The organism is Xanthomonas sp. NCPPB 4037 (assembly GCF_041475695.2).
In the GTDB taxonomy this organism is placed as follows: Bacteria; Pseudomonadota; Gammaproteobacteria; order Xanthomonadales; family Xanthomonadaceae; genus Xanthomonas; species Xanthomonas campestris.
The window spans coordinates 2,055,174-2,072,540 of record NZ_CM191261.1 but is presented as its reverse complement, the minus strand read 5'-3'; the positions used below and the strand labels follow the sequence as shown (position 1 = coordinate 2,072,540).

General features: G+C 65.5%; 14 protein-coding genes. 8 read left to right on the top strand and 6 right to left on the bottom strand.

The genetic code is table 11. The annotated features are described in order from the left end of the window. Positions 1–67: 67 nt before the first annotated feature. The 4 genes from ACCQ01_RS09360 to ACCQ01_RS09345 all read right to left on the bottom strand — a co-directional run bounded on the left by ACCQ01_RS09360 (position 68) and on the right by ACCQ01_RS09345 (position 9,670). Entirely contained in the window at positions 68–2,323 is a 2,256-nt protein-coding gene (locus ACCQ01_RS09360; RefSeq protein ID WP_228432420.1) for a beta propeller repeat protein, read from the bottom strand. 111 nt (positions 2,324–2,434) lie between these two features. Further along, entirely contained in the window at positions 2,435–5,185 is a 2,751-nt protein-coding gene (locus tag ACCQ01_RS09355) for a TonB-dependent receptor (protein ID WP_228432422.1), read from the bottom strand. Between the two features lie 337 nt (positions 5,186–5,522). Continuing rightward, positions 5,523–8,435 (bottom strand): TonB-dependent receptor, encoded by a 2,913-nt coding sequence (locus ACCQ01_RS09350; RefSeq protein ID WP_228432424.1) that lies wholly within the window; start codon positions 8,433–8,435, stop codon positions 5,523–5,525. A gap of 263 nt (positions 8,436–8,698) precedes the next feature. Next, a complete protein-coding gene (locus tag ACCQ01_RS09345; protein ID WP_011036922.1) occupies positions 8,699–9,670 on the bottom strand; it encodes a LysR family transcriptional regulator in 972 nt (323 codons plus the stop codon). Between the two features lie 419 nt (positions 9,671–10,089). Between ACCQ01_RS09345 and ACCQ01_RS09340 the strand changes: the two genes are divergently transcribed. The 5 genes from ACCQ01_RS09340 to fdxA all read left to right on the top strand — a co-directional run bounded on the left by ACCQ01_RS09340 (position 10,090) and on the right by fdxA (position 14,194). Continuing rightward, positions 10,090–10,728 carry a 2-dehydro-3-deoxy-6-phosphogalactonate aldolase gene (locus tag ACCQ01_RS09340; RefSeq protein ID WP_042598921.1) on the top strand — a complete coding sequence of 213 codons (639 nt, stop codon included), beginning with the start codon at positions 10,090–10,092 and terminating at the stop codon, positions 10,726–10,728. Next, the gene (dgoD, locus tag ACCQ01_RS09335; RefSeq protein WP_228432426.1) at positions 10,725–11,873 is read left to right on the top strand and encodes a galactonate dehydratase; all 1,149 of its coding nucleotides are present in this window, start codon (positions 10,725–10,727) and stop codon (positions 11,871–11,873) included. Before ACCQ01_RS09340 ends, dgoD begins: the two co-directional genes overlap by 4 nt. After that, entirely contained in the window at positions 11,867–12,778 is a 912-nt protein-coding gene (locus tag ACCQ01_RS09330; RefSeq protein WP_228432428.1) for an SMP-30/gluconolactonase/LRE family protein, read from the top strand. The genes dgoD and ACCQ01_RS09330 overlap by 7 nt, the downstream gene beginning before the upstream one ends. Then, a complete protein-coding gene (locus tag ACCQ01_RS09325; protein WP_228432429.1) occupies positions 12,775–13,653 on the top strand; it encodes a 2-dehydro-3-deoxygalactonokinase in 879 nt (292 codons plus the stop codon). Before ACCQ01_RS09330 ends, ACCQ01_RS09325 begins: the two co-directional genes overlap by 4 nt. A gap of 217 nt (positions 13,654–13,870) precedes the next feature. Continuing rightward, positions 13,871–14,194 (top strand): ferredoxin FdxA, encoded by a 324-nt coding sequence (gene fdxA / locus ACCQ01_RS09320; RefSeq protein ID WP_011036917.1) that lies wholly within the window; start codon positions 13,871–13,873, stop codon positions 14,192–14,194. Positions 14,195–14,270: 76 nt separating this feature from the next. On the opposite strand, the gene ACCQ01_RS09315 is transcribed toward fdxA, so the two are convergent. Together ACCQ01_RS09315 and dapA are read right to left on the bottom strand one after the other, a co-directional pair. Further along, positions 14,271–14,789 (bottom strand): hypothetical protein, encoded by a 519-nt coding sequence (locus ACCQ01_RS09315; protein ID WP_228432431.1) that lies wholly within the window; start codon positions 14,787–14,789, stop codon positions 14,271–14,273. A 16-nt stretch (positions 14,790–14,805) separates the two neighbouring features. Next, a complete protein-coding gene (gene dapA, locus ACCQ01_RS09310; protein ID WP_228432433.1) occupies positions 14,806–15,714 on the bottom strand; it encodes a 4-hydroxy-tetrahydrodipicolinate synthase in 909 nt (302 codons plus the stop codon). A 92-nt stretch (positions 15,715–15,806) separates the two neighbouring features. Between dapA and ACCQ01_RS09305 the strand changes: the two genes are divergently transcribed. The 3 genes from ACCQ01_RS09305 to ACCQ01_RS09295 are packed head-to-tail and all read left to right on the top strand — an operon-like array spanning position 15,807 to position 17,318. After that, positions 15,807–16,433: a glycine cleavage system transcriptional repressor gene (locus tag ACCQ01_RS09305; RefSeq protein WP_011036914.1), complete on the top strand. Its 627-nt coding sequence runs from the start codon at positions 15,807–15,809 to the stop codon at positions 16,431–16,433. Positions 16,434–16,446: 13 nt separating this feature from the next. Continuing rightward, entirely contained in the window at positions 16,447–16,797 is a 351-nt protein-coding gene (locus tag ACCQ01_RS09300; RefSeq protein WP_016945239.1) for a ribonuclease E inhibitor RraB, read from the top strand. A gap of 38 nt (positions 16,798–16,835) precedes the next feature. Further along, complete coding sequence (locus tag ACCQ01_RS09295; RefSeq protein WP_228432435.1) at positions 16,836–17,318, top strand: peroxiredoxin; 483 nt, start codon at positions 16,836–16,838, stop codon at positions 17,316–17,318. Positions 17,319–17,367: the final 49 nt, after the last annotated feature.

Genomic DNA, 17,367 nt, shown 5'->3' with positions numbered 1-17,367 from the left:
GCAGCGGCCAGGCCGGCGGCGCCGTACACGGTAAAGCAGCAGGACGTCGCGGACAGGCATGCACTGCTCATCTCGGATCGCCGTAGAAAATGCCGCGGCCGCCGGTGGCGAAGTACACACGCCCGGCAATGCGCGGATCACCGGTCACGCTGTACGGGCGCCCGAAGCGGTGCGCGTCATCGTTGATGCGTTGCCACTGCACGCCGCCATCGTCGGAGCGGAACACGCCATCCACGCCCTGCACGCGCCCGGCCAGATACAGCGCCGGCGGCGCACCGGCACGCAACGCCTTGCCGATGCCGAGCGAGCGCGCTTCGTCTGGCTGTGAGAGCACCTGCAGCGCGCCGCCCTGCCAGCGCATTACACCCTTGCCGGGGCTGGCCAGATACACCACGCCTGCGCGCCACGGGTCCGGACGCAGCTGCGGGCGGCTGCGCTCATCGCGCGCCGGGCTGCCCACCTGCACACCGGTCGCACGGAAACTGCGCGCGGCATCAGTGCTCTCGTACAGCTGCCCGCTGGCGACATCCACCGCATACCAGCGCCGTGCATCCACCCGATCGGCCACCACCACCGCGGTATCCGGCAGGCCGTCCACACGCTGCCACTGCGCGCCGAAGTCGGACGTGCGCCAATTGCCGCCGCGCGCCGGTGCCCACACCACCTGCGCCGCATCGGCACCAATGGCAATGCTGCCGGAGCCCTGCCCGGCTGGCGGTTCACTCGCAAACGCCGTCCACTGCTTGCCGCCATCACGCGAATACAGCGCGCGGATTTCGTTGTTGCGGCGATCGCGCACGGTGCCGCTGCGCACCACCCACTGCGGCGCCTGGCCGGCGGCATCGAGGCTTTCGCCATTGGTCAGCCGTGGGCCGGCGTACTGCAACTGCGCGCGGTCCAGCTCGTCATGCCGGAAGCCATCGATATCGCCGAGCGCGCTGAGCAGATGCGCGCCGGCCATCGGGCTGAGCAGGTCCAGCGGCACGGTTTCTTCCAGCCCACGGTCCTGGAACCACCACTGCAGCGGGCGCTGCGGTGCGGCGAAATCCTGCAGATTGCGCGAGGCCCAGATGCCGTAGCCGGTCACGAACAGCGCGTGGTTGCCGTCGAACGGATCGATCGCCAGCGCCCCCATCCAGTGCGGCGTGGCATGTGCGGTCCACGGCGCGGCGCTGTGGTCGAACACCGCATCGGCCAATAACGGCGTCCAGTGCTTGCCCCCATCCACGCTGCGATACAGCTCGTCGCGCGGCGTGCGCCGGCGGAAGGTGCTGGCCAGCAGCACCTGCGGATGTTGCGGATCCACCGCCACCGCGCCCCAGCCGAATCCATCGCCACTGGCTGGCTGCGGAATCGGGCTGATCTCACGCCAGCGCCCCTGTGCCGGCGTGAATTTCCACAGAGCCCCCCCGGCCATCAGGTCCGGCCCGGGCTGGTCGCCATAGCTCAGATACCAGTGCCCATCGCTGCCGCCGGCCATGTGGCTCGGGCGCAGGCCGCGTGGTTGCCCGGCCACCGGTGCCCAACTGCGGCCGGCATCGTCGGACACATACAGGCTGGTCTGTTCGGTGGACACGCCCACGTAGATGCGCGGTGTTGGCGTGCCGGTGTTGCCACTGGCTGCGTCGAACACGACAAAGGCGATCCCCACCGCCTGCTCGCGCCCAACATGATTGCGTGCGGTGGCACCGGCCAGCGCGGCGTCGGGAAACGACGCCACCTTCGCCCAGTGCGCGCCGCGATCGTCGCTACGCCACAGGCCGGCATCGCGCGAACCCAGCAGCAGCACGCGGCCATCGTGTGGGTCCACCGCCAGCCGCTCGCCATTGGCGCGGCCCAGCTGGTTACCACCCAGTTTGAACGGCAGATCGGCGCGCTCGAACGTGCGGCCGCGGTTGAACGAGCGCAGCACTGCGGCATTGCCGGCGCGTTCGTGCATGTAGGTGCCGGCCGCCAGATACAGCGCATCGGCATCGGCGGGGTCGACGGCGAATGCGTCGATGCCCATCAGGTTCCAGTCGTCGGCGCCCAACCAGTCGGTCAGCGCGGTCCACTGCTGCGCCTGCGCATCCCAGCGGTACGCGCCACCCACATCGGTGCGCGCATAGGCCAGACCACGTTCGGCGGGATGAAACAACACACCGGTGACAAATCCGCCACCGCCAATGGCAACACTGCGCCACTGGTAGGGCCCGGACGTGGCGGGCTCGGCCGCACGCACGTTGGGCGTCGAAAAGAGCAACAGCAGCAGGCTCAAGACAGCCAGCCATGCTCCTGTTGTGGTGGTGCGGCGCTTAGTAGGCGGATCGATCATTGCGATCATTCCTCCGGCTCCCCTCGCGATCGACGGCAACGCCGTCGATAGGAAAAACACCAGTCCAACGAGCTGCCTGCACAGCTCGCCGGACCGGCGACGCACTTCCTACGGCGCGTTCTACAGGCTGGCCCGCAACGTCAGGCCATACCGACGATCGTTAATCACAAAGTCGCGGTAGCGCGACTCGGTCCCCAGGTAGCTTTCGCGACGGGTATCGAGCAGATTCACGCCGTCCAGCGAAATCGACCACACATCATTGATGTTGAAACGCAGCGAGGCATCCAACTGGCCGAAGCCCTTGTTGTAGACCGGCAGGTTGCCGGTGCCGTTGCCCGCGGTGGTCACCAGCCAGTCGCTGCGCCAGTTGTAGGCCACACGGCCCTGGAAGCGCGAGGTCTCATAGCTGAGGATCGCGTTGTAGCTGTTCTTGGACAGGCCTTCCAGCGGCACCGTCAGCGACTGGCCGTTGGTGTCGGTGGCCGTCGGGCTCGGCGCCTCGCTGTCGACGTAGGTGTAGTTGGTCTGCAGGCCGAAGCCGCTCAGCCAGCCCGGCAGGAAGTCGAAGAACTGCGTGTAGCCCAGTTCCGCGCCGCGGATCTTGCCGGCATCGCCGTTGACCGGGCGGGTGATCTGCCAATTTACCGGCCGGCCGTCTTCGTCCAAATACTGCTCATTAAAAACGGCGTCTGCTATGAAACCATTGATCTTCTTATAGAAGAGAGTCCCGTAAACCATCGACCCTTGGCCGTAGTACCACTCCAACGAGCTATCGAATTGGTCAGCCTGCATCGGCTCCAGATCAGGATTACCTGCCCGACCAGTTCGGTTAACGCTGCCACTGCTACCGTCAGCGCTCAGACTGAGATTGGGGTTGAGGCGATCAAAGGTGGGACGCGAGATACCGCGCGAAGCAGCGAAACGCCATTGAAGTTTGTCGGTAAGCAGCCAGCGGAGGTTGAGGCTGGGTAGCACATCGGTGTAGGTCTGCTGTGCGCTAATCGGGATCAGCCCACCACCTTCAGTGGCGGTCCCTGTGCGCACACCTTGCGAGCCCACTTCGGTACGCACTACGCGCAAGCCGATGTTGCCGTCGAACGGAATGTCGCCATCCACGCCAAAGCGCAGGACACCATAAGCCGCGTAGGTCTTTTCGTTCTGCGTGTTGATGTTGTTGGGCGCAAATTCCAGCGGCGTGCCGCCCAAGAGAGCCAAGGTCTGCTGGTAATTGGCAACTGCCGCATCCGACGCGGTTAGGGTCGGACCAAACGCTCTGCTCTGGCCACGGAAGAAATCGGTAATCGGGTTGGTCACCAGACCAATCGTTGGAAATTGGGAGAACGGCACCTTGTCCTGCTGATCTTGAACACAAGCATTTAGGCAAAGGAAGCGGTAGATACCGCCCTTGGTCTCAGCATCGCGGTCGGTGTAACGCACACCGGCCTTGAAGCTGCGCACGAAATCGCTGTCGAAGGCCAGATCCATATCGGCGCGCCAGGCGAACTCGGTGCCCTTGTTGTCGTCCTTGTTGTCTAGGTGATAGCGCCAACCGTCGTAATTGTTGGCATCGGCCAGATATCCCTCTGCGCCACTGGCATCGGTCACCGACAAGCGCGGCAGGTCGCCACGGAAATCGACATTGAACTGCGGGCTGGTGGTCTGACCGGTAGACAGGATATAGCGCGTACCGGTGGTGGTGGCATCGACATACTGGAAGTCGGTGCTCAGGGTCAGCTTCTCATTGACCGTCCACTTGGCGCCCAACGAGTAATCGGTAGTCACCGAATGCCGCTCGGTCAGGCTGGTGTTGGATTCGGTCGGCACATTCTGGAACGAGCCGTTGACGAATTCGTTTCGGTCGTTGACCTGGATGCCGGGCAAGCCTTGAATTGGCGTCTGCCCGGTCAAGGCGAAGAACGAATAATCCTGCCAGCTGAAGTCGTACTCCGAACGCAGCACCTGCGTATAGACCTCGACCGAATCGTTCGGACGCCACTGCATCGCAAATGCACCGGTCTTGCGCTCGCGCTCGCCAACGGTGGTGTTGATGCCCGCGCCGCGTGGAACCGCAATCCCTTGCCCCTCATAACCAGGCAAATTGTCCTGCACCCACCACGGCTCGATCGAGATGGTGTCCTGACGGAACGGACTCTTTTGCTGCGAGTAGTTCACCAGGATGCCGATCTCGCCGATGCCGGTCTGCCAGCGATCGCTGAACAGGCCCGAGAACGCCGGCTTGCCGTCGTCGGCCAGGTCGTAATAGTTGTACTGGACGCTGCCGGCGATCTTGCGGCCTTCGTAGTCGAACGGCAGGCGCGTACGCAGGTCGACGGTGCCGCCCAGGCCACCTTCGATCATGTCGGCCGACGGGTTCTTGTACACGTTGACGCCGCCGAGCAGTTCGGCCGACACGTCTTCGAAGCTCAGGCCACGGCCGTCATTGGCGGTGAAGATGTCACGGCCATTGAGCTCGGTGCGCACCTGGGTCAGGCCGCGGATGGCGATCGAGCTGCCTTCGCCGTAGTTGCGCGAAATCTGGATGCCGGAGATGCGCTGCAGCGCCTCGGCGACGTTGTTGTCGGGCAGCTTGCCGATGTCTTCGGCGACGATGGAGTCGACGATCTGCTCGGCGTTCTGCTTGACCAGCTGCGCCTTGGTGACGCTGCTGCGCGTGCCGGTGACCTGCACGGTGTCCAGCTGCTGGGTGGTCGCATCCGATGCCGGTGCGGCAGTGGTGGTCGCATCCTGCGCATAGGCCTGCGCGCTCAGCAGCGTGGCCACACTGATGGCCATCACGGAGCGGCGGAATTCACTGATCGAACGCTGACCCACAGCCCGGCCTGCCGGAATGTGGCGATGTTGCACTGACATGGTGCTCCCTCCCAGGACGCATGTACTGCTTATTTTTTGGCGGGCAGGTGCGCGAACGCCCTGCCCTGTCGTCGTTGCTGCCACATCCGGCCGCGGCAAGGGCCTTGGGCTGGTGGATGCGCGGTAATCCCAACAAGGCTTACCTAGCGGCTGCGGCGGGAGCATAGGGCGGGCCTGTCATGCCACACCAATGAAATATTCCTGGAAAGGTATTCAAAACGACTATAGCAAGCCGGAGAAACCCGCTGTCTCTGGCATTGCGGACTTCACGCCGTAGCAGTCAGAACGCGGGCCTGCACCTGTAGGCCCGCGCACACTTGCCGCGTGACGCGGCGCACTACCAATTCATGCGCAGCACCAGCGAGTAGCGGCGGTCGTTGACGAACGAGGAGCGCGTGTACAGCCGCGGATCCACTTCGCCGCCCTCGTACGAGGTCGGCCCCATCAGCACCTTGGTCACGGTGTTGGTCAGGTTGTTGGCCTGCAGGCCCAGCTGCAGATGGTCGTTGAAGCGGTAGAAGAACGAGCCATCGAGCTGGCCATAGTCATCGGCCCAGGTCGGCAGCCGGGTAGCCGCATCGCTGGTGGTCAGCAGGTAGCGCGAGCGCCAGTTGTAGGCCAGGCGCAGCGACAGCGGCCCCTTCTCATAAATGCCCGCCAGGTTATAGCTACGCCGCGACAAACCCTCCAGCGGCAGTTCCACACCGGTGACCGTGGTGTTGGTGTACGGGTCGGTGGCAGTGTTGGCGCCGCCCTTGCTGTCGACGAAGGTGAAGTTGGCATTGATGCCAAACCCGTTCAGCCAGCCCGGCAGGCTGTCGAAGAACTGGGTGTAGCCGAACTCCGCGCCGCGGATTGTGCCTTCGTCCATGTTGTACGGGCGGGTCACCAGCCACGGCCGGTTGTCGTAGATTTCGCTGCGGGTCTGGGTGGAGAAGTAGTCCTTGACCTTCTTGTAGAACAGCGTGGTGTAGAGCATGTCGCTGGTGTCGAAATACCACTCAAGCGCGGTGTCGAACTGGTTGGCCACCATCGGCTTGAGGTTCGGGTTGCCGGCGGTGCCAACGAAGTCAGTCGCCTGGCCGGCGTCGTTGGTTTCCACATTGAGCAACACGTACGGCTGCAGCTGGGTGTAGTCCGGGCGCGCCATTGCCTTGGAGGCGGCAAAACGCCATTGCAGGCTGTCGCTGAAACGCAGCCGTAGGTTCAGGCTGGGCAACACGTTGGTGTAGCGGCCTTGCGAATTGTTGTCGAAGTACTGCCCGGTGTAGCGCGCCTGCAACTCCGGCGAGACGTTCAGCCCGGCCAGGTTCTGGAACTGGCCAAAACCTTCGGCCTGGGTCTTGGTCTGCACCACGCGCACGCCGATGTTGCCGTCCACCGGAATGCCCCACGCCTCGTCGTTGCCGAAATACAGCGCCGCATAGGCGGCCTGGGTGCGCTCGTACTGGCGATTGGTGTCCTGCGGCTGATAGGTGTCCGGCGCCCAGCCATACCCGCGCAGCGCCACGATCTGCTGGATCATCTGCGAGGCGGAGCCGTAGTTGTTGACCAGGCTGCTGTTGGGCACCACCAGCGTGGTCGGCACGTTCACGCCGCCCCGGAAGAAGTTGGAAAAGGTGAACAACGACGACTGGTCGGTCATGAAGTCCGACATGTTGGCCAGCCCGTTGCTGGTGCCCGGAATGGCAGCCCAGTTGTCGGAGATCACGCCCCAGTTGTAGCCGGAGTTCTTGTTGATCTGGTTACGGTCGGTGGCGCGCATGCCGAAGCGCGCAAAGCGCAACCAGCTGCTGTCATCGAAGGTGTATTCCAGATCCACGCGCGTGGACAGCTGCCGTCCGCGATTCTTGCCCAGGTGGTCCATCGCCGCCGCCCAGAAGTAATTGGACGGGTCCTGGGTGAACGCCGGGTTGGCGATCTGCACGCTGGGATACTTGCCGGAGACATCGTAGGTCAGCCCCGGCAGATAGGTGGCGCTGAACACGGTGAAATCCAGCTGTTCGTTCTCCGACTGCACCAGCTGCATGTCGCCCTTGATCTGCAGGTTGTCGTTGAAGAAGTGGCTGAAGCCCACCGACAGATCGGTGGTGGTGGTGCGTTGTTCGGAATAGCGGTTGTCGGTGTTGAAGCGCACGCCATCGCCGGTGAGCGCGCCGCGCCACGAGCTGGACACCGGCGAGCCGCGCAGGAAGGCGCCGCGATCGTCGTAGTCGAAGGTCGTGCCCGGTGCCGGGGTGATGCTGTTGTTGCTGTCGTTGAAGAACGCCGCGTGCTCCTGCCAGTTCATCTCATACCGTGAGCGCAGGAACTGGGCATAGATCTCGGTGGCATCGCTGGGCTTCCATTGGAAGGCCGCGGCAATGCCGTCGCGCTTGCGCTCGAAATCCAGCTGGCGCCAGTTCACCCCGCCCGGCACATAGACCTCGCTACGGCCACTGCCGGCCAGCACCGCGTCGTCGGTGCGGCGCACATAGGGCTCGACCTGGATGCCGTCCGAGCGCGTGGCCAGCTCCGAATGGGCGATGTCGATCATGAAGCCCATTTCGCCGATGCCGGTGTTCCAGCGGTCGCTGAACAGGAACGAGGCCGACGGCTTGTACTTCTTGCTCATGTCGCCGTAGTTGTAATCGACATTGCCGCCCACGATCCGCCCCGGATTATCGAACGGCATGCGCGTGCGCAGATTGACCGTGCCGCCCAGCCCGCCTTCGATGATCTCGGCCGAGGGATTCTTGTACACGTCCACGCCGGCCATCAGTTCGGCCGGCACGTCTTCAAAGCTCAGGCCACGGCCGCTGGCGGCACTGAAGATGTCGCGCCCGTTGAGCTCACCGCGCACCTGGGTCAGGCCACGGATCATCACGCCACTGCCTTCGGCGGAGAAATGGTCCGGGTCGCTGCGGGCGGCAAAGTGGTCGATGGTCACGCCACTGACGCGCTGCAGGGTTTCGGTGACGCTGCGGTCGGGCAAGGCACCGATGTCTTCGGCACTGACCGAATCCACGATCTGGGTGGCGTCGCGCTTGATCACCTGCGACTTGATCAGGCTGGCGCGCACACCGCGCACTTCCACCGTGTCCAGGTCCACCGCGCTGCCGCCAGCGTTGGTGAGTGGCGCCTGCTGAGCATAGGCCGGTGCCGCGAGCAGCACGCCGATGCTGATGGCCATGGCCGAGTGACGCAGGCGAACCAAACGACGCGCACGCGCGCCCGTGCCTGCCGAAGCATGGCTGGAAAATGTGTACATCCGAATCCCTCCCAGGACGCAAGACGACTGAAGACTGAAGACTGGTTGTCGCGACCAATGGGGTCGCGTGATCGATGGGACCTGGGCACTGGGGCCCGGTTCCGCTTCCACTACATGGCGGCTTGGCCGCCGATCACTTGCCCGACTTCACGTGCGCTTCAGCGTGCGATCTGACGCACAGGTATAGGCGCACGGTCTAGCGCCAGCCAATGAAAAATTCACGGGCTGGTATGCTGAAAAGGAATGGAAATGGAAGAGTCTGCTTAGACAGGCGATTCCGGGCTGCGCAGGCCCGGATACAAGCGACGCGCGGTGCTGCGCAGGGCCTGCAAAATGCGCTCGGCGCCGGGCGGCAGAATGTAATCGCGCCGACGGATGATGCCGAACGACTCCATCCGCACGCCCAATTCGATCGGCAGCACGGTGAGCAACTTGGCCTGGATCAGCGGCGCCACCGACTCCACCGGCAACGCGGTCAGCATGTCGCTGCCGCGCAGCAACGTGGAGGTGACCGGCAGCGACGAGGTCTCGATCGCATTGGTCGGGGTCTGCACGCCGTGCTCCATGAACATCGAATCCAGTCGCGCGCGCAGCACGCTGTCGGCCGGCGGCAGGATCCAGCCGTGGCGGACCAGATCGGCGTGCTGCAGGTTGGCGCGGCTGGCCAGCGGGTGGCCGGCGCGGGCGATCACCGAATGCGGCTCGTCGGCCAGGGGCTCGAATTCCAGCTCGCCCACGCCTTCCGGCCCCAGGATGCGGCCGATCACGATGTCCAGCTGCCCATCCAGCAACTTGGCCACCAGCGGCCGGCTGTAGTCCATCTCCACCCGCACCAGGATGTCGGGGAACTCGCGTTTCACCTCGGCGATGGCCTGCGGCACCAGGTTGGTGCCCGGATTGACCACCGTGCCGATCGAGGCCTGGCCCATGCGGCCGGCGCGCAACGCGGCGATCTCTTCCTGCGCCCGGCCGATCTCCGACATCGCCGCGCGGGCGCGGCGGATCAGCACGTGCCCGTACCAGGTGGGCTCCACGCCGCGCGCGTGGCGCTCGAACAGCTTCACCCCGAGCATGTCTTCCATTTCCGCCAGCAGTTTGGAGGCGGCCGGCTGGGTCATGCTGGCGGCCTCGGCCGCACGCAGGACCGAGCGCTGTTCGTGCAGATGCAACAACAACAACAGCTGGCGGGTCTTGAGCCGGGCTGCGTTGAACCAGGGAGTACCGGAATTTGCCATGGGGTGCCGTCGCGGACGTGTATTCGTCGGAGGAATAGAATATGCCGAAAATTTCATTTGCAGCACATATCTCCCCGCGCGAGGCTATCGAGCGCCGCAGCAGGAGCCCCTACCTCCCGGGCGCGGCCAGAACAGTCGTGGTTGCCCGCCAGATGGCGGCAACACGCGGATGCCATGACCGCCGAGGAGGAAGACGATGACGCCATCTTGCCGGCCAACCGCAGGCAGCCGGCCTGCGCCCGTGCTTGCGGCAATTGCCGCGCCGGGCAGCCGTAGTGTGCGCCGTGCCGCCGCCTCCGTGCCCGGGTCTGCAACGCGCACCGCCTGCCCTGCCCGATCGCGCAGCCGCACCCCTTCCCCCGACATCGAGGGCCGTCTGGCCGTCGATGGCTGTATTCCGCTCTAGTGCGAGTAACCCGATGACTGTATCCACCACTCCCGTGTTCAACCCGTTCGCCCTGCCGCTGGTCGCCATCCTGCGTGGCATCACCCCGGAAGACACGCTGGCGCATGTCGGTGCCTTGATCGACGCCGGATTCGACGCGATCGAGATCCCGCTCAACTCGCCGCGCTGGGCCGAGAGCATTGCCCTGGCGCAGCAGCGCTACGGCGCGCGTGCCTGGATCGGCGCCGGCACCGTGCTGCGCAACGAAGACGTCGACACGCTGGCCGAGATCGGCGCGCGTTTCATCGTCACCCCCAATACCAAGCCTTCGCTGATCCGCCATGCGGTGTCGCGTGGGCTGACCGTGGTGGCCGGCTTTGCCACCGCCAGCGAAGCCTTCGATGCCATCGACGCCGGCGCGCAGATCCTCAAGCTGTTCCCCGCGGCCACCTATGGCGCGGCGCATGTGCGCGCCTTGCGCTCGGTGCTGCCGACCCACGTGCCGGTTTACGTGGTCGGCGGGGTGAGCCCGCAGACCCTGGCCGGCTTCATGGCGCAGGGCGCCGCCGGCGCCGGCATCGGCGGCGAACTGTACAAACCCGGCCAATCCCTCGAAACAACCCAGACGCATGCACGCGCCTTTGTGCAGGCTTACCAGGAACTGCAAGGATGAAGATCACCCGCCTCACCACCTACCACGCCGCACCGCGCTGGTTGTTCCTCAAGGTCGAAACCGACGAGGGCATCACCGGCTGGGGCGAGCCGGTCATCGAAGGCCGTGCGCGCAGCGTGGAAGCGGCCGTGCACGAGCTGGCCGGCTACGTGGTCGGCAAGGATCCGGCCCGCATCAATGACCTGTGGCAGACCATGTACCGCGCCGGCTTTTACCGAGGCGGCGCTATTTTGATGAGCGCCATCGCCGGCATCGACCAGGCGCTGTGGGACATCAAGGGCAAGGCGCTCGGCGTGCCGGTGTACGAACTGCTGGGCGGGCTGGTGCGTGATCGCATGAAGACCTACCGCTGGGTTGGCGGCGACCGCCCGGGCGCAATCATCGCGCAGATCAACGATTACCGTGCGCTGGGCTTTGACACCTTCAAGTTCAACGGCACCGAGGAAATGAAGCTGATCGACAGCGCGCGCGCAGTCGATGCGGCAGTGGTCAAGGTGGCCGAAATCCGCGAGACCTTCGGCAACAGCATCGATTTCGGCATCGACTTCCACGGCCGCGTCGGCGCGCCGATGGCCAAGGCGCTGCTGCGCGAGCTCGAACCGTTAAAGCCGTTGTTCGTCGAAGAACCGGTACTGGCCGAACAGGCCGAGTACTACCCGCGCCTGGCCGCGAGCACCTGCATTCCGCTGGCTGCCGGCGAGCGCATGTTCTCGCGCTTCGAGTTCAAGAACGTGCTGTGCGCCGGCGGCATCGGCATGGTGCAGCCGGACCTGTCGCATGCCGGTGGCATCACCGAGTGCGTCAAGATCGCCGCCATGGCCGAAGCCTACGATGTGGGCTTCGCACCACACTGCCCGCTTGGCCCGATCGCGCTGGCTGCCTGCCTGCACGTGGACTTCGTTTCGCACAACGCCGTGCTGCAGGAACAGAGCATCGGCATCCACTACAACGAAGGCGCCGACCTGCTCGATTACGTCATCAACAAAGAAGATTTTCACTGTGTGGATGGCAGCATTGCCGCACTGCCCAAGCCCGGGCTCGGTGTGGAGATCAACGAAGACATGCTCAAGCGCGCAAACGAAAATCCGCCGGACTGGCGCAACCCGGTGTGGCGTCACGCCGACGGCAGCATCGCCGAATGGTGAGCACCGCCGACCACACCGCCGTGCTGGCCGTCGACAGCCGCTGCACGCATGGCGAAGGCGTGCTGTGGTGCGAGCAGCGTGAAGCGCTGTATTGGGTGGACATCAGCGAAAAACGCCTGTGGCGGCATCACCCCGGCAGCGCGCAGACGCGCTTCTGGACACTGCCCGACCGCCCGGGCTGCATCGGCCTGATGGACGATGGCCGCGTGCTGATCGCGCTGGCCAAGGCCATCTGCATCGCCGACCCGGACAATGCCGACGGCGACACGCTGCCGCTTGACCATCTGGCCGATGTCGAAGCCGACAACCCGCTCACGCGCAGCAACGACGGCCGCGCCGATCGCCATGGCAACTTCGTGTTCGGCACCATGGACGAGCACGACGACAAGGCCGGGCGCGGGGCGATGTACCAGTTCTCGCTGCGCCACGGGCTGCGTCGTCTGCCGTTGCCGGGCGTGTCCATTCCCAACTCGATCTGCTTCAGCCCGGACGGCCGCACGCTGTACTACTGCGATTCGGTGCGCCCGCAGATCCTGCGCTGCGATTACGACCCGGACACCGCGCAAACCAGCAATACGCGCGTGTTCACCACACTGGACCGCGACGACGCCGAGCCGGATGGCTCCATCATCGACAACGCCGGCCACTTGTGGAACGCGCAATGGCGCGCCTGGCGCGTGGTGCGGTATCGCCCGGACGGCAGCGTGGAGCGGATCGTGCAGATGCCGGTCAAGCACCCCACCTGCAGTGCCTTCGGCGGCGCCGCACTGGACCGTCTGCACGTGATCAGCTCGCGCCTGGACCATAGCGATGCCGAGCTGGCACAAACCCCGCAGGCCGGCGGCCTGTACGTCTGCGACCTGCCGGTGCGCGGCTTGCCCGAAAGCCGGGTGGCCAGCGCATGATCGCGATTGATTGGGGCACCAGCAGCCTGCGCGGTTATCTGCTCGGGCCCGATGGCCAGGTGCGCGACCACCGCCGCGGCGCCGACGGCATCCTGGCCTGCCAGGGCCGCTTCAACGCGGTGCTGGAAGCGCTGATCACTGGCTGGGACGGCCCGGTACTGCTGTCGGGCATGATCGGCAGCCGCAATGGCTGGGTGGAACAGGCCTACCTGCCCTGCCCGGCCGACACGGCGGCGCTGGCCCAGGCAATGCAGCGCTACGACGACCTGCTCCCCGGCCGCACGCTGTGGTTCGTCCCCGGCGTCAGCGTCGGCGAACACGACGGCACTCCGGATGTGATGCGCGGCGAAGAAACCCAATTGGTGGGCCTGCTCGCCGCGCTTGGCGACGGCGAACACATCGCCTGCCTGCCCGGCACCCACAGCAAATGGGCCTGCCTGGCGCACGGCCAGCTCACCGGCTTTGCCACCCTCATGACCGGCGAGCTGTATGCACTGCTCCGTGAGCACAGCATCCTGGGCAAGCTGATGCAGGACGACGGCGGCAGCCTGGATGAGGGCGCCTTCCTGCAGGGGGTGACGCGCAGCTCCGAGCCCGGCGGGCTGAGCCATCACCTGTTCGGCACCCGCACCTTGGGGCTGTTCGAGCGCCTGCCCGCGCAGGCATTGCCGTCCTACCTCTCTGGCCTGCTGATCGGCCACGAACTGCGCGACCACCGCGGCGACCACCGCGCGGTGCACCTGGTCGGCAGCCCCGCCCTGGCCCAGCGCTACGCCCTGGCGTTGCAGCACCTGGGCGTGACCTCCCAGCTGCACCCGGAAGACCTGGCCGCGGCCGGCCTGTTCGCGCTCGCGCAACAGCGCGGCCTCGCCTGACCTCGGCAACGCCTTCTCGCAGTGAGGCGAGAAGGCGCGGGCCGCGCGCCACCAGCGCGCGTTCGCCCTAATGCCCGCGCCCCGAGCGCCGGTCAAGCGCGAGGCGGCAGCACCGCCAACCGCCCTCGCACCGCCAAATCACTGCAAGATCACGCCCCGCCCGCACACCCACCACGCGACTGCTTTAGAATTGCGCGGCTTAACGCCGGAAGTTGCCATGCCTTTTGTTGTCACCGAAAACTGCATCAAGTGCAAATACACCGACTGCGTCGAAGTCTGTCCGGTGGATTGTTTCCACGCAGGCCCGAACTTTCTGGTCATCGACCCGGATGAGTGCATCGATTGCACCCTGTGCGAGCCCGAATGCCCGGCCAACGCGATCTATCCCGAGGACGACGTGCCGGCGGGACAGGAAGCTTTTGTTGCCCTCAACGCCGAGCTGGCCAAGGCCTGGCCGGTGCTGACCGTGCGCCAGGAGCCGCTGCCCGACGCCGCCGAGTGGGACGGCAAGCCGGACAAATTGCCGCTGCTGCAGCGCTGATCCGTAGCGCCGCCGGCCGCAAATACAAAACGGGCGCCCTGGGCGCCCGTTTTGCTGTCTGCACTGCCAACCGGCCTCAGCCGCCCAGCTTGCCCTTCAGCGAGGCGATCAACGCCACCGGTGCCGCCGCGGTGGCAGGCATGCCGCGCGGATCAACCGCCGAGACGTAGCTGCCGGCTTCGACCTTGACCACGCGCACCAGGAAGCTGGCGCCCTCGTAGGTGACGTCGTAGGAGCCCAGCATCTGCGCCTTGCTGGCGATGGTCAGGCCCGGAATATCGGCCAGCGCGTCGCCCACCTTGGCAAACACCGCATCGCGCTCGCCCGGCACGGTAAAGCCACTGTTGGCGCTGGCCGACGGCGGCGTATTGGCGTTCTGCTGGGTGGTGGACGCCAGCGTCGGCACCTTCATGGCACCGGAGGTGTCGGGCAGGTTCAGATCCGGCGGCACTTCCAGCGGACGTGCCTCCGGGGCCAGCGCATAGTCGCCGCGCGCGCCCTTGTGGAACCAGCTGCAGCCGCTCGTGGCGGCGACGGTGGCGGTCGCCAGCAGCGCGAGCGAGAGCAAGCGGACGGGGGAAACGGAATGACGCATCGATAGATCTCCTGGGTCAGGCCGCGAGCATTTCGCGGCTGGAAAGCGCTTCCAACGCAATTGCGTTGGCGGCAAGGCGGTCGGCGGCCGGCTGATGGGCCGCGGAAAGTGGCAGCAACGGCAAGCGCAGGCCGTGGCCGATCCCGGCGCGCTGCAGCAGCGCCTTGACGGGGATGGGATTGGATTCGACGCCGCAGAAGCTGTGGTACTCGCTCAGACGCGTGTCCCAGGCGTTGGCGGCCTCGTGCTGGCCGGTGCGGGCCAGATCGCAGAGCCGGCGGTAGGCCGAAGGCAGCGCGTTGGACGCCACCGACACCAGGCCGTCGGCGCCGGCCAGCATTGACTGCGCGGCGCTGCCGTCGTCACCGCTGAGCACCACGAAGCTGTCGCTGCGCAAGGCCATCAGCGCGGCAATCCGCTCCGGTTCGCTGCGTGCTTCCTTGATGCCGACGATGTTCGGGTGGCTCACCAGCGCGGCGACCGTTTCCGGCAGCAGGTCGCAGCCGGTACGGCCCGGCACGTTGTACAGCACCACCGGCAGGCCGCCGTTGTCGGCAACCGCCTGGAAGTGCGCCAGCAGCCCGGCCTGGGTGGGCCGCACGTAAGGCGGCGTCACCACCAGCGCGTACTGCGCGCCCAGCGCAGCGGCACGGCGGGTCTGCGCAATGGTTTTTGCGGTACCGGAGAGCCCGGTGCCAGCCAGCACCGGCACCCGGCCGGCCACCTGCGCCACGGCCGCACGCACTAGCGTGTCGTATTCGTCGTCGCTCAGTGCCGCCGCTTCGCCGGTCGAGCCGGCAACCACGATTCCCTGGACACCGCCGTGCAGCTGCTGCTCCAGCAGCCGCCGCCAGGCATCCAGGTCGAGTGCGCCGTCCGGCCCGAAAGGGGTCGCCAGCGCGGTGATGATGCCGGAAAGGGACAAGATTCTGCTGCTCTTACGTGACAGGAAAGGCCCGCGCGCACGCGGGTTGTGGCCGCCTGCATGTTACTTGCGGCGCGAAAGCACGGGCAAGTATGCTGGTCACCGCCAGGGCGCCTGCCCGGGCGGCCATTCAGCCTGATGCAATGCCGGAAGCCCCTTTGACTGACTCGACTCCCCGGCCTTCGCCGACCGAAAACCACCTCCTGATCAACGCCTACACGACGCATCCGGAGTCCCCCCTGTTGCCCGTCACCCGCCGCATCGCCGACAGCGGCTGCAATCTCGTGGACGCCCGCCTGGCCACCGTGGGGCGCGATGTCTCGGTCACCGCGCTGGCAACCGGCTCCTGGGACTCGGTTGCCAAGCTCGAAGCCATGCTGACGCGGCTCGAACGCGAAGAAGGCCTGAAGCTGGTGTGGTACCGCACCGGCCCCAAGCAGGCGCAATCCAATCTGCTGCCGTACATCGTCGAGGTGATCGCCGCCGACAAGCCCGGCATCCTGTTCCAGCTGGCCGATTTCTTCGACCGCCAGGGCATCACCATCGAGAACCTGCAGAGCACCCGCTACCGCGCGATGCAGACCGGTGCGGAGATGTTCTCTGCGCAGGTGACCATCGGCGTGCCGGCCAACATGCACATCGCTGCCTTGCGCGATGATTTCCTGGAATTCTGTGATCACCTCAATCTCGACGCGATCATGGACCCGATGAAGTTTTAAGACAGGAGTTCGCATGGCCATCGCGATGTCCGCGCTGAAACAGATGTTCGACCACATCCGCTCGGAAACCGACTGGAACCTGGACGGCCCGTTGCGCTGGGAATATTTCTTTGCCGATCCGGCGCAGCAACCGCTGCAGCAGCTGGCCGAGCAACTGACCAAGGACGGCTACCGCGTCATCGATATCTTTCTCGGCGAACGCGACGAGGACGATGGTGACGACGAAGAGTCGTACTTCCTGCATGTGGACAAACTGGAACACCACACCCTGGAAACGCTGAATCAGCGCAATGCCGCGTTCGATGCACTCGCCAAACGTTTCCATGTGGCTGCTTATGATGGGATGGACGTCGGGCCGGCCTGATCGGCACCGACCGCCTCTCCCCTTCAGGCTGAGCAACGATGACCGACGCTGTACTGGAACTGCCCGCTGCAACCTTCGATCTGCCGCTGTCGCTGTCCGGCGGCACCCAGACCACCTTGCGCGCCTATGCCGGCCACTGGCTGGTGATCTACTTCTACCCCAAGGACAGCACGCCCGGCTGCACCACCGAAGGCCTGGACTTCAACGCGCTGCTGCCGGAATTCGACAAGGCCGGCGCCAAGATCCTGGGCGTCTCGCGCGATTCGGTGAAGTCACACGACAACTTCTGCGCCAAGCAGGGGTTTGCATTTCCGCTGGTCAGCGATGGCGATGAAGCACTGTGCCGCGCCTTCGACGTGATCAAGGAAAAGAACATGTACGGCAAGCAGGTGCTCGGCATCGAGCGCAGCACCTTCCTACTGTCGCCCGAGGGGCAGGTCGTGCAGGCCTGGCGCAAGGTCAAGGTCGCCGGCCATGCCGATGCGGTGCTGGCCGCGTTGAAGGCGCACGCCAAACAGTGAGTTCCCTCGTTTCCCGCGTCCTCCATCACCCTGCCTGCGCAGGCGTGAT